The sequence below is a fragment of the Streptomyces sp. NPDC041970 genome (assembly GCF_055588985.1).
This window is the reverse complement of the sequence record NZ_JBVJCD010000003.1, coordinates 52,226-65,381: the sequence shown is the minus strand read 5'-3', so window position 1 is coordinate 65,381 and position 13,156 is coordinate 52,226. Positions and strand designations below refer to the sequence as shown.

General features: G+C 73.4%; 9 protein-coding genes, 1 tRNA gene and 1 other RNA gene. 10 read left to right on the top strand and 1 reads right to left on the bottom strand.

What is annotated here, in order from left to right:
* Nucleotides 1–161 precede the first annotated feature (161 nt).
* The 6 genes from ACZ6EJ_RS02865 to ACZ6EJ_RS02840 all read left to right on the top strand — a co-directional run bounded on the left by ACZ6EJ_RS02865 (nt 162) and on the right by ACZ6EJ_RS02840 (nt 6,816).
* The gene (locus ACZ6EJ_RS02865; RefSeq protein WP_469264056.1) at nt 162–1,490 is read left to right on the top strand and encodes a helix-turn-helix domain-containing protein; all 1,329 of its coding nucleotides are present in this window, start codon (nt 162–164) and stop codon (nt 1,488–1,490) included.
* A 186-nt stretch (nt 1,491–1,676) separates the two neighbouring features.
* On the top strand, nt 1,677–2,486 hold the full coding sequence (locus ACZ6EJ_RS02860) for a toll/interleukin-1 receptor domain-containing protein (protein WP_469264055.1): 810 nt from the start codon (nt 1,677–1,679) through the stop codon (nt 2,484–2,486).
* Nucleotides 2,483–4,462, top strand: a complete 1,980-nt coding sequence (locus ACZ6EJ_RS02855; RefSeq protein WP_469264054.1) for a hypothetical protein — start codon at nt 2,483–2,485, stop codon at nt 4,460–4,462. The genes ACZ6EJ_RS02860 and ACZ6EJ_RS02855 overlap by 4 nt, the downstream gene beginning before the upstream one ends.
* A complete protein-coding gene (locus ACZ6EJ_RS02850; RefSeq protein WP_469264053.1) occupies nt 4,459–5,790 on the top strand; it encodes a hypothetical protein in 1,332 nt (443 codons plus the stop codon). The genes ACZ6EJ_RS02855 and ACZ6EJ_RS02850 overlap by 4 nt, the downstream gene beginning before the upstream one ends.
* Nucleotides 5,787–6,551, top strand: coding sequence for a hypothetical protein (locus ACZ6EJ_RS02845; protein ID WP_469264052.1), 765 nt, complete (start codon nt 5,787–5,789; stop codon nt 6,549–6,551). The genes ACZ6EJ_RS02850 and ACZ6EJ_RS02845 overlap by 4 nt, the downstream gene beginning before the upstream one ends.
* Nucleotides 6,535–6,816 (top strand): helix-turn-helix transcriptional regulator, encoded by a 282-nt coding sequence (locus tag ACZ6EJ_RS02840; protein WP_469264051.1) that lies wholly within the window; start codon nt 6,535–6,537, stop codon nt 6,814–6,816. The genes ACZ6EJ_RS02845 and ACZ6EJ_RS02840 overlap by 17 nt, the downstream gene beginning before the upstream one ends.
* Before the next feature lie 90 nt (nt 6,817–6,906).
* On the opposite strand, the gene ACZ6EJ_RS02835 is transcribed toward ACZ6EJ_RS02840, so the two are convergent.
* Nucleotides 6,907–6,994 (bottom strand) — tRNA-Ser (locus ACZ6EJ_RS02835).
* A gap of 142 nt (nt 6,995–7,136) precedes the next feature.
* Here ACZ6EJ_RS02835 and ffs point away from each other — a divergent pair.
* The 4 genes from ffs (at nt 7,137) to ACZ6EJ_RS02815 (ending at nt 12,834) form a co-directional block, all read left to right on the top strand.
* Nucleotides 7,137–7,233, top strand: an RNA gene (ffs, locus tag ACZ6EJ_RS02830) — signal recognition particle sRNA small type.
* Between the two features lie 65 nt (nt 7,234–7,298).
* Nucleotides 7,299–9,506 (top strand): DNA polymerase III subunit gamma and tau, encoded by a 2,208-nt coding sequence (locus ACZ6EJ_RS02825; RefSeq protein WP_469264049.1) that lies wholly within the window; start codon nt 7,299–7,301, stop codon nt 9,504–9,506.
* A 78-nt stretch (nt 9,507–9,584) separates the two neighbouring features.
* Nucleotides 9,585–10,835 (top strand): phosphoribosylamine--glycine ligase, encoded by a 1,251-nt coding sequence (purD, locus tag ACZ6EJ_RS02820; protein ID WP_469264048.1) that lies wholly within the window; start codon nt 9,585–9,587, stop codon nt 10,833–10,835.
* A 352-nt stretch (nt 10,836–11,187) separates the two neighbouring features.
* Complete coding sequence (locus ACZ6EJ_RS02815; RefSeq protein WP_469264047.1) at nt 11,188–12,834, top strand: M48 family metalloprotease; 1,647 nt, start codon at nt 11,188–11,190, stop codon at nt 12,832–12,834.
* Nucleotides 12,835–13,156 lie beyond the last annotated feature (322 nt).

The window sequence follows — 13,156 nt, the reverse complement described above, 5'->3', positions numbered from 1 at the left end:
TCGGTGGCAGCGGGCCGCGGGTCCCTCCGACGCGAGCGCTCCCGGTGCGAGCCTCCGTTTCCGTCGGTTCCGCGTATCGCCCCCTGGTGCCGGTCGGCGGCGAGCGAGGGGGTTCGGCATGGCCCGAGGATTCCGCGAACGGGTGTGCAGAAGGAGGAAACATGAAACTCACCTTTGCCCGGCAGAACGCCGTCCTGCCGTGCCAGACTCTTCACAGAGGCGGCCGGGGCAATTCTTCGGCCCGGATCGGCGAGAAAGGTGGGGGCATGGACGTCCCATTACGTTTCGGTGCGGAGCTGCGTCGGTTGCGTGAGGGCGCGGGCATGACGCTGCAGCAGTTGTCCGACATCACGAGTTACAGCAAAGGGCACCTTTCGAAGATCGAGCGCGGCGCCAATCCCCCCACCCTGAGCCTGGCACGGAGCTGCGATGTCCATTTCCGTGCCGGTGGGCGCTTGCGCAGGGCGTACGCGGCAGAGGTCGAGGCCGCGGGAAGCGCGTCGAAGCCCGCGCGTCGGAGGGTGATCACCACGGGTGTCGGCTCCTTGCTCGCCGCCCGCCTGGTGGACGGCGCGGTGGCCGGGCAGGGGGATGAGGATGGCGTACCGCCGGTCGAGCTTTTCCAGAACCAGCTCCACCAGATGAAGCAGTTGGGGCAGACCCTGGCCCCCTCCGCCGTACTGCCCATTCTGCGCTCGCAGGCGGCGAACGTGATGGCGCTGGCTTCCCGGACCACGGGCGCTTCGCGTACCGGCCTGTTCGTCACGGCATCCCGTTTCGCCGAGTACATCGGGTGGGTGGCACAGGAGAGCGGTGACGAGACCGCGGCGCTGAACGCCACGGCCGAGGCGGTCGAGCTGGCACGTGCCGGCGGCGACGCGGAACTGGCGGACTACGCGCTGGTCCGCCGCGCGCTCGTCACCTACTACCACGGGGACGCGCTCCGGACCATCGCGCTGGCCCAGCAGGCGCAACGCAGTGCGGCGTCCCCCAGGATCAGGGGCCTGGCCGCGCAGCGGGAGGCCCAGGGGCACGCGCTCACCGGGGACGAGAGGTCCTGCGGGCGAGCGCTCGACCGGGCACGCGCTCTCCTCACCGACACCGCGGACGTATCGGGCGGGCCGGTGCTCGGCACCACGCAGTTGACCGATCCCGCCGCGATGGTGTCCGGCTGGTGCCTGTACGACCTGGGCCGCCCCCGGCAGGCGGCGGAGGTGCTGGAAAGGGAATGCCGCCGCATCGCGCCGCACGCCTTGAACACGCGTGCTCGGTATGGGCTCCGACACGCCTTGGCGCTGGCCGCCTCGGGCGAGGTCGAGCGGTCCTGTGAAACGGCGCGCGAACTCCTGGCGTTCATGAGCGTGATCTCCTCGGCCACCGTGCGTACGGACGTACGCCGGCTGGACCGCGAATGGTCGCGGTTCCGCGGGAACCCCATGGTGCGCGGACTGCGACCCGCGCTCGCCAACGTTCTGAACGCGGGTAACTGACAGCCGTTTCCCGCCATACGGATATCGGCTCCTTATCGCCTTGCCCTTCTTCGGTGTGCCGGTTTTACCTGCGGCCTCGAATCGATCCCCTGTGCCCTCTTTCTGAAGGCGCCCCTCGGTCTGTCCAGGCGGCGACCTGTCGTACCCATTCCCGGCTGCGACACACCACACAGAACGGAGTTCACCATGCCCTTGATTTTCGTCAATTACCGCACCCATGACGAGGAGGCGACCGCCACTCTCGTGGAGAGGGAGCTGTCCAGGGTGTTCGGCACCGACAACGTATTCCGGGCGAGCAAGTCCATCGGGCCCGGAAGGCGGTTCCCGCAGGAACTGCTCACCGCCGTCCGGCGCAGCAGCGTGCTGTTGGCGGTGATGGGCCCGCGGTGGCTGGAGGCCGGGGCCGACGGACAAAGCCCGCTGGAAAGCGAGGACGACTGGACCCGGCGTGAGATCCACGAAGCGCTGGAAACCGGGGCCATCGTCGTTCCCCTGCTGGTGGGAGGGGCGAAGAGGCTCCAACCCGAGGACCTTCCCGCGGAGATCGGCGATCTCGCCGAGTGCCAGTACCGGCGGCTCAGCCACCGGAACGTGGAGGCGGACCTGCTGGGGCTGATCGACGACCTCGTGAAGCTGTCGCCCGAGCTGGCGGCTGCCGCTCGCAGCAACGGCTACCGGTCTCCCTCGTCCCCGGCGAACGACGTCCGGGACGGAGGGTCGGACGAGACCGGAGGCGCCCGTGAGAGGGCGAACGTGATCAATCACCGCCAGCGCGGAGGCATCGGCAATCTCAACGGCGGCTTCTCCGGCACCTTCGTCAGCGAGCCGCAGGGACCGATCCACACGGGTAGCGGGCACCTCTACCAGGCGCGCGAGCAGTACCTGGGCCCGAACATCTCCAGTGGCGGCGGTGCGGTGAACTACGCCGCGGACAACCGCGGGGACGTCCAGCAGAGCGCGGACCGGCACGGGCGACCAGTGGACGGGCGACCTTGACCGGACCGGGCCCCACCTCGATCGACAACCCGCGAGGGCCCCTGCACAGCGGCAGCGGCAACCAGTACAACCTTTGGGGGATGGGGCTCAACGGGCCGCTGACCAGAACGGGCGTCTCCCGTGTGGAGATCGTGCGGGAGCACCGGCTCCGCCTCAGCCAATGCTTCGTGTGGCCCCGCGGCTACCGCCGGGCCGCCGAACGGCTGACGGAGCCCGGCGGCGTCGTGATCCTCAAGGGCGCCCCCGGAGTCGGCCGGCGTGCGACGGCGAAGATGCTGCTCGGGGAGACATCGGGGCCCGGCGGCCGGATCGAGGAGCTGCCGGCGAAGCTGGAGGAGGGCGCCCCGGACCCGACGCCGGAGGACCGCTACCTGCTCGATCTCTCGCACGTGGGAGACGGTGAATACCCAGCCGCCCAGCGGGTTCTCATGCGGTACCGGTCGCTCGTCGAGGGGTGCGGTGCGCGCATGGTCGTCGTGGTGCCGGCCGGCCTGGACCGGATGCTCGACGCGGAGCTCACCGTTCTGGTGGTCGGGATCGAACGTCCCCGCGGGCGAGCCGTCTTCAGCAGGCACCTCCGAGCGCGCGGCGTGCCCTTCACCTATGAACAGCTCGGGACCGATGAACTGTCCCACCTGTTCGCCGCCGCTCCGATGGAGGATCTGGACCGCTTGGCGGATCTGGTGGCGGAGGCGCGGGACAGCGCCCGGTACGGCACGGATTTCGTGCACTGGCGGGACGAGGCCGTAACAGCCGCCACCAACTGGCGGCAGGAGGTGTCGGGCCAGTTGCGCGAGCACCGGGGCCTTCCGGAGCGGGCGTTGCTGCTCGCGGCCGCCATGACGAGCGGAGCGTCCGCCGAGACGGTCCAGAGCGCCGCTCACAGCCTGTGGGAGGTACTGCGGCTGCCGAAGGACGAGACACCGCGGTTGGCACGGGAGGGCCTCGACGAACAGCTCAAGCGACTGTCCCTGATCAGGGAGGGCGACGGCCGGGTGCGCTTCGCCAGGCTCGCCTACGACGGTGCGGTCAGACGTCACTTCTGGGAGAACTTCCCCGATCTCCGCGAGGGCTTCCGGGACTGGGTGGGGCACTGTGTGGACCTGCCGGGCTTCACGTCGGAGGACCGCAACCGCCTCGTCGGCCGCTTGGCCGAACAGGCGCTGTCGGTCGGCCGGCCCGACGACCTGTTCCACCTCGCCGAACTGTGGACCCGGCCCGCGGCGGGCGGGCGGCTCAGCGCCGCCGCCGCGACGGCGCTGGAACTCGGCCTCAACCACGAGCAGTACGGGTCGCGCTTCCGCTCCCGCATCTACCAGTGGGTGACGGGACCGCGGCTCGATCCCGACCTCGCACGGGTACTGGTGGGCGTCTGCCGGCACGTCATAGCCGTCACCCACCCCGAACAGGCCCTCGTACGCCTCCGCCACCTCGCGCTGCGGGGAGAGGAGGCCCACAGCGCGACGGAAGCCGCCCGCTCGGCCCTGCTGGAACTGGCCCGCGGAAACCCGCACCTGTACGAGCGGCTGGTCCAGCGCCTTCTGCCGGGATCGAGGCCCACGACACGGGGCCTGGGCGTCCTGCTGGCACTGGTGGACCCCGAGAACCTGCGGATCGAGCCTCCCTGGCCCGCCTTCACGCTGGCGTGGCGAGCGGTCTTGGTGGGGGCGCCGGCCGGTGAGTGGTCTCCGTCCGTAGGCCGCTGGCTCTCTCTGCTGGCACGGCAGCAGGCGAGCGACCAGGTCCTCGGCACCCTGCTGCTCGCCTCCTCCGGTGACCGGGACCTGCTGAACCACCTGTACGTGATCACGTGCGACTGGGTCGACGACGCATGGTCCGCCGACCTCGACGGACAGGCGCGACACGAGGACCGGGTGGAGATAGCCGACCGGTTCTGCCGACACATCGACCGCGTACTGGGAATCGGAAGCTTCAGCTCCGGGCCTGGTCCGCGAGAGAACAGGGAAGGGATATGACCACCCACCACATCACCCGCCTCCTCTCAGCCGCCCTCCTGGCAGCGGTGCTGACGACCGGAGGCGTACTCGGTTGGCCGATCTGGCTGTGGTTCCTCCTGCCGGCGCTCCTCGCGGGCGTCGTCCTCCTCGACATGCACGTCCCGCGTACGGAGGGCGAGCGCTCGGCGCACGGCTTCGGGCCGGACGAGGCCGCCCCGGAGCCGCCTGCGGAACGCCCCTACCAGGAGACGTCGGTCGTCGTGGTGCCGGTCGAGAGCGCTGTGGCGGACTGCCCGTTCCTGTTCTCCGCCACGGTCTGCTGGAGGCTTGTGGAGGACCGCGTCTTTCCGCCGCACGGCAATCCGGCCGCCCTGGCCACGACGTCCGTCCTGCAACGGGTGCGGTGGATGACGGCGGCGGAACACCCCAGTCGCTGCACGCTTCTGGAGCACACGCTGGAAGGCGCCCTGGGCACCCCGCTCCGTGACGACGCGGGAACGGTCGAGGCTTTCGCCACGGACGTCCGACTCGCCCTCCGCCAGAAGGACCGGGAGCATCTGGAGGAGATGGACGGTCTGCGCAGGGCCGTGGGCGCCTGGGAGAGCCGTCGGCAGCACGAGCGCAATCTCCGTGAATACCTCGGCGACGACGTCCTGCGGAGTCCGGGCAGCGCGGTGGTGTGGTGGATGGCCCGCCACGAGGAGGAGATCGCACGCGCGGTTGAGATGATCGCGCCCCTGACCGTCCTGTCCGCCGCCGCGAACGATCAGGAGCTGCCGGAGGAGTACAGCGCATTGTTCCGGTCGCCGCCGGCTCCGGAAGAGGAGCAGGAGCCGGTGAGCGGGTTCGATCATCCGGAACCGGTGGAGGACGAGGCGCCGAGCAGCAGGCCGAGCGACCTCGGAGCGGAACGGGAGCCCACGCTGCACGACCGGCTCTCCGAGGTGATGGACCTCATGGGGTTTCCGGAGGACTCGGTCGACCGCCCGGCCTTCCTGCACCGCTTGGCGGGGATGCGTCGGGAAGCAGGTCAGCCGGAGGCCGAGGACCGCGGCCGCAGGGGTATGCGCGGAGAAGGGCCTGCGGGCGGGCCGCACCCTGGGCAGCCGTTCGAGGCACGGGCGCCGGAACCGGCACCGACCGCGGACGGGCCGCACCCAGGGCCTCTGTACGAGGACGAAAGGAGCGCCCACCGGTACGAGGGCACGCAGGCGCCGAGGACCGGAAGCTGGCAGGTCACGCCGGATGGCCTGGTGTCCGAACCGGACGAGCCGCCCGGCTCGGGATTCGCGGGCCCCGGACCGGACGGCTTCGGCACAGGTGGCGGCGGAGGAGGTGGGCGGTGAGCGCCTCCACGACGGCCTACGACGTCTTCCGTCGCGTGGGCAGATCTGTCGAGGAGCGGTACGCCGACTCGGTGCTGGAGTGCCGGAGCATCGGACCCCACTGCGGCGGGGCGGGCATCGCGGTGGGCGATCTGAGGGCCCGGACGCTTCACGGCGACCCTGCCGCCCCCGAACGTGCCACCGCTTGGCGCCACATCGCCTACCACCTGCAAGAGGGTGCGGTGGCCGGGGAGCCGGAGTGGGACCTGATCGCCGTGTGGCTGCTCGCCCCACGTCTGCGGACAGCGGCGTACACGATCGCTCGCCGTACCGGGGCGGAGCGTGCCGATGTCGCCTCCGCACTGCTGCTAGGGGTGCTGGAGGGGGTGCGGACCGTCGGCACGGCCATGTCGATCGGAGCGGAGCGGCATCTGATGGACACGGCGTTCGCCTTCGGGTGGCGAACCGGCCGCCGTTCCCCGCGAGAGACGCCGGTGGGCGAGTGGGCCGCGGTGAAAGAGGAGGCGGCGCCCCGGTCGGTGGCTCTGCCCGGCACCGTCGTACGCGTCACCTCGTTGTCCGGGACGCTCGCCCAACGGGTGCAGGGCGAACGCCTGGGCTCGTTGGCGTACCGGATGGGCCTTGTGGACCAGGTGCGCCACACACGGAGACGCGGGCGGCCCCGGCAGCACCCGCCGCGGGGTGGCGGCGGGTGGTGCTCACCGGTTGAGCAGCCGTGCCTGTTCGAGATGCGGAGGCCTGTCGATGAAGCGCCATCGTGACGAGTCCGTGCCCTTCTCCGTGATGTTCGGACTCCCTGCGGAAGTCGGGCTGAGCACCGCCGCACGAGCGCTGGACCTGAGCCCGAGCACGGCGTACAGGCGCGTCAGGAACGGCGATTTCCCCTGCCCCCTGGGAAGGGTCGGACGGCGATACGTGGTGCGGTTGCCGGATCTCCTGCGAGCACTCGGCATTCAGGACGTGAGGGTGCACCACGACGACTTCGAAGCGGGCGCGCGGTTCGCCGGGGGAGAGGACGACGTATGACCGGAAGGAAGTAGCCCGTCGAGTCGGGCAACGTCGAAGGGCCCCACCGCAAGCGGTGGGGCCCTTCGACGTATTGCCCGGTGAGAGCAATGGCGGAGGATACGAGATTCGAACTCGTGAGGGGTTGCCCCCAACACGCTTTCCAAGCGTGCGCCCTAGGCCACTAGGCGAATCCTCCGCCGCAAACAATACAAGACGTTGGAGGGTGCTCGCGAACATGTGCCCTCCAAGATCGTCCGCGGGGGCTTCCGGTCCTCCGCCGGGGCGCGGGCCGGGGTGGGCGGGTGGACCGGAGGGGGTGGGAGTCCGCTAAGGTGGGCGTCAGCCCCTCACGTGGCGCTATCTGACTGAACTCCCCCAGGGCCGGAAGGCAGCAAGGGTAGGTCGGCTCTGGCGGGTGCGTGGGGGGCCCTTTGCGTTCCGGGGGTGCTCGGCGGGCGGTGTGGGGCCGGTTGTCGGTGGGCCCCGATAACCTCGTAGATGTGTCGTCCCTTGCGCTGTACCGCCGCTACCGCCCCGAGTCGTTCGCCGAGGTCATCGGTCAGGAGCATGTCACTGACCCGCTCATGCAGGCCCTGCGGAACAACCGGGTCAATCACGCGTACCTGTTCAGCGGGCCGCGCGGCTGCGGGAAGACGACCAGCGCGCGCATCCTCGCCCGCTGCCTGAACTGCGAGCAGGGCCCCACACCCACCCCCTGCGGGGAGTGCCAGTCGTGCCAGGACCTCGCGCGCAACGGGCCGGGGTCCATCGACGTGATCGAGATCGACGCCGCGTCGCACGGAGGCGTGGACGACGCCCGTGACCTGCGCGAGAAGGCGTTCTTCGGGCCCGCCGCCAGCCGGTACAAGATCTACATCATCGACGAGGCGCACATGGTCACCCCGGCGGGCTTCAACGCCCTGCTGAAGGTGGTCGAGGAGCCGCCGGAGCACCTCAAGTTCATCTTCGCCACGACGGAGCCCGAGAAGGTCATCGGGACCATCCGCTCCCGGACGCACCACTACCCGTTCCGGCTGGTGCCGCCCGGCACCCTGCGCCAGTACCTCGCCGACGTCTGCGACCGGGAGAACAGCCCCGTCGAGGACGGCGTCCTGCCGCTCGTCGTGCGGGCCGGGGCCGGGTCCGTGCGTGACTCGATGTCGGTGATGGACCAGTTGCTGGCCGGCGCGGGCGACGACGGTGTGACGTACGCCATGGCGACCTCGCTCCTCGGGTACACCGACGGCTCGCTGCTCGACTCCATCGTCGACGCCTTCGCGGCGGGCGACGGGGCCGCCGCGTTCGAGGTCGTGGACCGGGTGATCGAGGGCGGCAACGACCCCCGCCGCTTCGTGGCCGACCTGCTGGAGCGCCTCCGCGACCTGGTGATCCTGGCCGCCGTGCCGGACGCCGGGGAGAAGGGGCTCATCGACGCCCCCGCCGACGTGGTCGAGCGGATGCAGGCCCAGGCGTCCGTCTTCGGCGCCGCCGAGCTGAGCCGCGCCGCCGACCTGGTCAACGAGGGGCTCACGGAGATGCGCGGCGCGACCTCGCCGCGCCTCCAGGTGGAGCTGATCTGCGCTCGGGTCCTGCTGCCCGCCGCCTTCGACGACGAGCGGTCGCTGCAGGCCCGGCTCGACCGGCTGGAGCGCGGGGCGTCGGCCGCCGCTGCCGCCTCGTTCGCGGCCCCGGCCCCCGCCCCGGCGGCTCCGACGGGGTACGTGCCGGGCCCGGAGGCCCACGCCCCCGCCGCCCCCGCGCGGAGCGAGACGCCCCCCGCCCCGCAGGCCCCCGCGCCCGCCGCCTACGCGCCCCCCACCGCCCCCGCGCCGCAGGCCCCCGCCCCGCAGGCACCGGCCGAGGCTCCCGGTCAGCGGCCCGGCTCCTGGCCGACCGCCGCCGGCGGCGAGCAGGCCCGTCGTCCCGGCGGCTGGCCCACCGCCTCCGCCCCCGGCAGCGGCCCGGCCCCCGCCGCCGCCCCCGCCCCGACGCCCCCCGCCACCCCGGCCCCGGCCGCCCCGGCCCCGGCCGCCCCCGTCGCGCCGGTCGCGCCCGAGGGGGGACAGAGCATGGCCCAGGGCGCCGCCCAGGTGCGGAACATGTGGCCCGACATCCTGGAGGCGGTCAAGAACCGGCGGCGCTTCACCTGGATCCTCCTCAGCCAGAACGCCCAGGTGACCGGCTTCGACGGGACCACCCTCCAGATCGGCTTCCTCAGCGCCGGAGCCCGCGACAACTTCGCCGGCAGCGGCAGCGAGGAGGTCCTGAAGCAGGCCCTCGCCGAGCGGTTCAACGCCCAGTGGCGCGTCGAGGCGGTCGTCGACCCCTCCGGCGGCGCGGGCGCGCCCCCGCAGTCCGGCGGCCGTCCCGCCCCGCAGTACCAGCCCGCCCCGGCCGCGCCCCCGGTCGCCTACGAGCCCCGCCCCGCGCACTCCGCCCCGCAGCACCCCGCCCCCCCGTCGCAGCCGCGCCAGGCGCCGGCGTCCCCGCAGGCGCCGCCCTCCTCCGCGCCGCCGCAGCACCGGGAGGCCGCGCCCGAGCCCCCGCCCGGTTCGTACGGGGCCGAGCCGCCCCGGTCCGTGGCGCCCGAGGACGACACCCCGGAGGCCGACGATCCGGATCTCGTCGACTCCGCGCTCTCCGGCCACGAGCTGATCGTCCGCGAGCTGGGCGCCACGGTGGTCGAGGAGTTCACCAACGAGCAGTGAGCGGCACGGCGGCAAGGAGCCCGTCCACGGACCGGCGGCCGTCGGGCCCGGCCGCGCCCGGCGGCTAGGCTGCACCCCGTGAAGGTCCTCGTCATCGGCGGCGGCGCCCGCGAACACGCCCTGTGCCGCTCTCTGTCCCTCGACCCCGATGTCACCGCTCTGTACTGCGCCCCCGGCAACGCCGGCATCGCAGAGGTGGCCGAACTGCACCCGGTCGACGCGCTCGACGGTGACGCCGTCGCGCGCCTCGCGGCCGGGCTGGACGTCGGCCTGGTGGTCGTCGGTCCGGAGGCGCCGCTCGTCGCCGGGGTCGCCGACGCCGTGCGCGCGGCCGGCATCCCCTGCTTCGGCCCCTCCGGCGAGGCCGCGCGGCTGGAGGGCTCCAAGGCGTTCGCCAAGGACGTCATGGCCGGCGCGGGCGTGCCCACCGCCCGCAGCTACGTCTGCACCACGCCCGCCGAGATCGACAAGGCCCTCGACGCGTTCGGCGCCCCGTACGTCGTCAAGGACGACGGACTCGCCGCCGGCAAGGGCGTCGTCGTCACCGGGGACGTCGAGGCGGCCCGCGCCCACGCGCTCTCCTGCGACCGCGTCGTCATCGAGGAGTTCCTCGACGGCCCCGAGGTCAGCCTCTTCGCGATCACCGACGGCACCACCGTGCTGCCGCTCCAGCCCGCCCAGGACTTCAAGCGCGCCCTGGACGGCGACGAGGGTCCCAACACCGGCGGCATGGGCGCCTACTCACCGCTCCCGTGGGCCGACCCCAAGCTGGTCGACGAGGTCCTGGAGACCGTGCTCCAGCCGACCGTCGACGAGCTGCGCCGCCGGGGCACGCCCTTCTCCGGGCTGCTCTACGCGGGCCTCGCCATCACCTCGCGCGGGGTGCGGGTCATCGAGTTCAACGCCCGCTTCGGCGACCCGGAGACCCAGGTGGTGCTCGCCCGGCTGAAGACCCCCCTGGCCGGTGTCCTGCTCGCCTCCGCCAACGGCGCCCTGGACGTGCTGCCGCCGCTGACGTGGCGCGACGACGCCGCCGTCACCGTGGTCATCGCCTCGCACAACTACCCGGACGCCCCGCGCACCGGCGACCCGATCCACGGGCTCGCCGACGTCGCGGCGCAGGATGCCCCCGACGCGTACGTCCTGCACGCCGGGACCCGCGCGGAGGGCGACGCGGTCGTCAGCGCGGGCGGCCGGGTGCTCTCGGTGACCGCGACCGGGAAGGACCTCGCGGCGGCCCGTGAGCGCGCGTACACCGCGCTCGGCCGGATCCGCCTCGACGGCTCCCAGCACCGTACGGACATCGCCCTGAAGGCCTCGCAGGGCTGACCCGGTCCTGGCCCTCCCCGGACCCGGCTCCGACCGCCCGTCTCCGGCCCCGCCCGCACCGCGGTCGCACAGCCCCGCAGCCCCTCCGCCCGCCCGCGTACGCGGCAGGCGCGAGGGGCTGCCCCGTGCGCGCGGGAGGCTGCCCGGCGGACACGGGGGCGTCAGCAGCTTTACCCAAAGCCATTCCATCGAGTGACGACTGCGCCATCCGGATGACGGTTGCCGGAGCCCCAACTAGGGTGCGGCGCAGGCGTTCCGGCACTTGGCCCACCGGCATTGCGATGTCGGTGGCGGGTGCCACAGTGGGGGAGTGAGCAACGCCGCCGAGGGCCAGAGGGGGTGACATCCGGTCGTGTCCGGTACCGACGCAGGTGAGGAGCTGGGTGCGCGCGCCGCTCAGGCCCGCGCGCTCTCCCTGCTGCGCATCCGCGGCAGGGCGCTGGCCGTGGCGATCCTGCCCGCGGCCGTCGCCGTGGTGTTGTTCGCCGCAGGCGCGCGGGGGTGGCTGGGCGGTCCGGGGTGGGAGGCCGTGCGCTGGTCGGTGCTGGCCCTCGCCGTCGTCGTCCTGCTGGTGACGGTCCTGGTGGCCGTCTCCGTGGCCCGCGCCCGGCCCGCCGTGAGTCCGACGGTTCCCGTGCCGGAGCGCGGCGCCCCCGATCTCTACCTCCTGGTCCGGGAGCTGGCCGACCGGCTCGGCGTCCCCGCGCCCTCGGCGATAGCGCTGACCCCGGACTGCGACAGTTGGCTGGAGGACCGTACGCACCGCAGCCTCCGGCCCCGGCGCTCCGCCGGGCAGGACGCCCCCGTGCTCGTCATCGGCTCGCCGTTCCTGTGGTGGATGCGGGTCGCCGAGCTACGCGCGGTGCTCGCCCCCGTCGTGGCGGGCACCGGCCCCTCGGCGCACCCCGACATAGCCGCCGCCCGCCGCTTCGTGCGCGGGCTGGACGCTGCGGTCGCCGATGCCGCCGTCCCCGGCCGGGGCGCGGTGCGCGGGGCGCCGCGCGCCTTCGTCGGCTGGGTCGCCCGGCTCCTGCTGCGCGCCTGCCGGGGCCACGCCGCCGAGATGGAGCGCTGCGTGGCCGCCGCCGCGTCGATGCGGGCCCGGACGGTCGACTACGGGCTGCGGATCACCGCCCAGGAGCAGGTCGGCCTCGCGTACGCCGGGTGGGACCGGCTGCTGACGCGGGTGGCGCTGCCCGCCTGGCGGATGGGCCGCTGGCCCTCCCGGTTGGACGCCGGGGTCGTCTCCGCGCTCACCGAGCTGTCCCGCCGGGACCGGCTGGCCGACGGCTTCGCCTCGCGCCTGGGCGAGCGCCCCGCGTGCGACCTGCTGGAGGAGCCCGGTGTGGCCGACGAGGCGGCGTCCCTGCTCGCCGCCCGCCTCTTCCACGGCGGCCCCGCGGAGAGCGGTCCGGGGTGGGCGCCGGTGGACTGGCAGCAGTATCCGGACGAGGTCGTCGACCGGAAGTGGCGCACGGAGGCGGCCCGCCTGCACCGGGTCCTCGACACCCTGGGCGTTCCCCCGGCGTCCGCCGCCGACCCGGCCGTCCCCACCCTGGCGCGGGTGATGGAGCACCTGGCCGGCCCCGGCGGGGGCCCCGCGCTGGCCGCGGGCATCGGCGCGGCGGTCGCCCGCGAGGAGGCCGAAGCCCCGTCGCCCGGCGGACCGGGGCAGAGCGCCCCCGGCGGCGCAGACGACCCGCTCGACCTCTGGGGCCCCGGCCCGCTGCCCCTCTTCCCGCTCCAGCCGCCGCGTACGGGTACGGAGCTGCTCGTCGACCACGTCGCGGCGATGGTCTGCTGCGCGGCCGTGGACACCGCGGGCGCGGCGCCGGGCCTGGACTGGCTGGACGGGCCCGCGCTGCTCGTCGGCGGCGAGCGCCGGGCGGACCTCGCGCCCCCGGTCCTCAGCCTGGTCGAGGACGGGGACCCTGACCCGCTGCGGTCCTGGCTCGCCGAGGTCGGCGTGCGCTCCGACAAGCCGGTCCGCCTGGTGTGACCCCGCGGGGCGCGAAGCCGTGCGCGTACGCCGGTGGGTCGTCCCGTAGCCCTCGCGCGCCGTGTACGCCGCGAAGGCGTACGTGTACGCCGGTGGGTCGTCCGGGGTTCCCGCGCGCCGTGTACGCCGTGAAGGCGTGCGCGTGCGCCGGTGGGTCGTCCGGGGTTCCCGCGCGCCGTGTACGCCGTGAAGGCGTACGTGTACGCCGGTGGGTCGTCCGGGGTTCCCGTCGCGCCGTGCACGCGCGTACGCCCGTACGTCGTCCTGGAGTCCTCGCGCGGCGTGTGCGCCGTGCGCGCCGCGAAGCCGCGCGTGCGCCGGT

Excerpts from the sequence above, each read along its gene's own strand:
- ACZ6EJ_RS02865 (WP_469264056.1), top strand. The coding sequence starts at position 162 with ATGAAACTCACCTTTGCCCGGCAGAACGCCGTCCTGCCGTGCCAGACT.
- ACZ6EJ_RS02860 (WP_469264055.1), top strand. The coding sequence starts at position 1,677 with ATGCCCTTGATTTTCGTCAATTACCGCACCCATGACGAGGAGGCGACC.
- ACZ6EJ_RS02850 (WP_469264053.1), top strand. The coding sequence starts at position 4,459 with ATGACCACCCACCACATCACCCGCCTCCTCTCAGCCGCCCTCCTGGCA.
- ACZ6EJ_RS02840 (WP_469264051.1), top strand. The coding sequence starts at position 6,535 with ATGAAGCGCCATCGTGACGAGTCCGTGCCCTTCTCCGTGATGTTCGGA.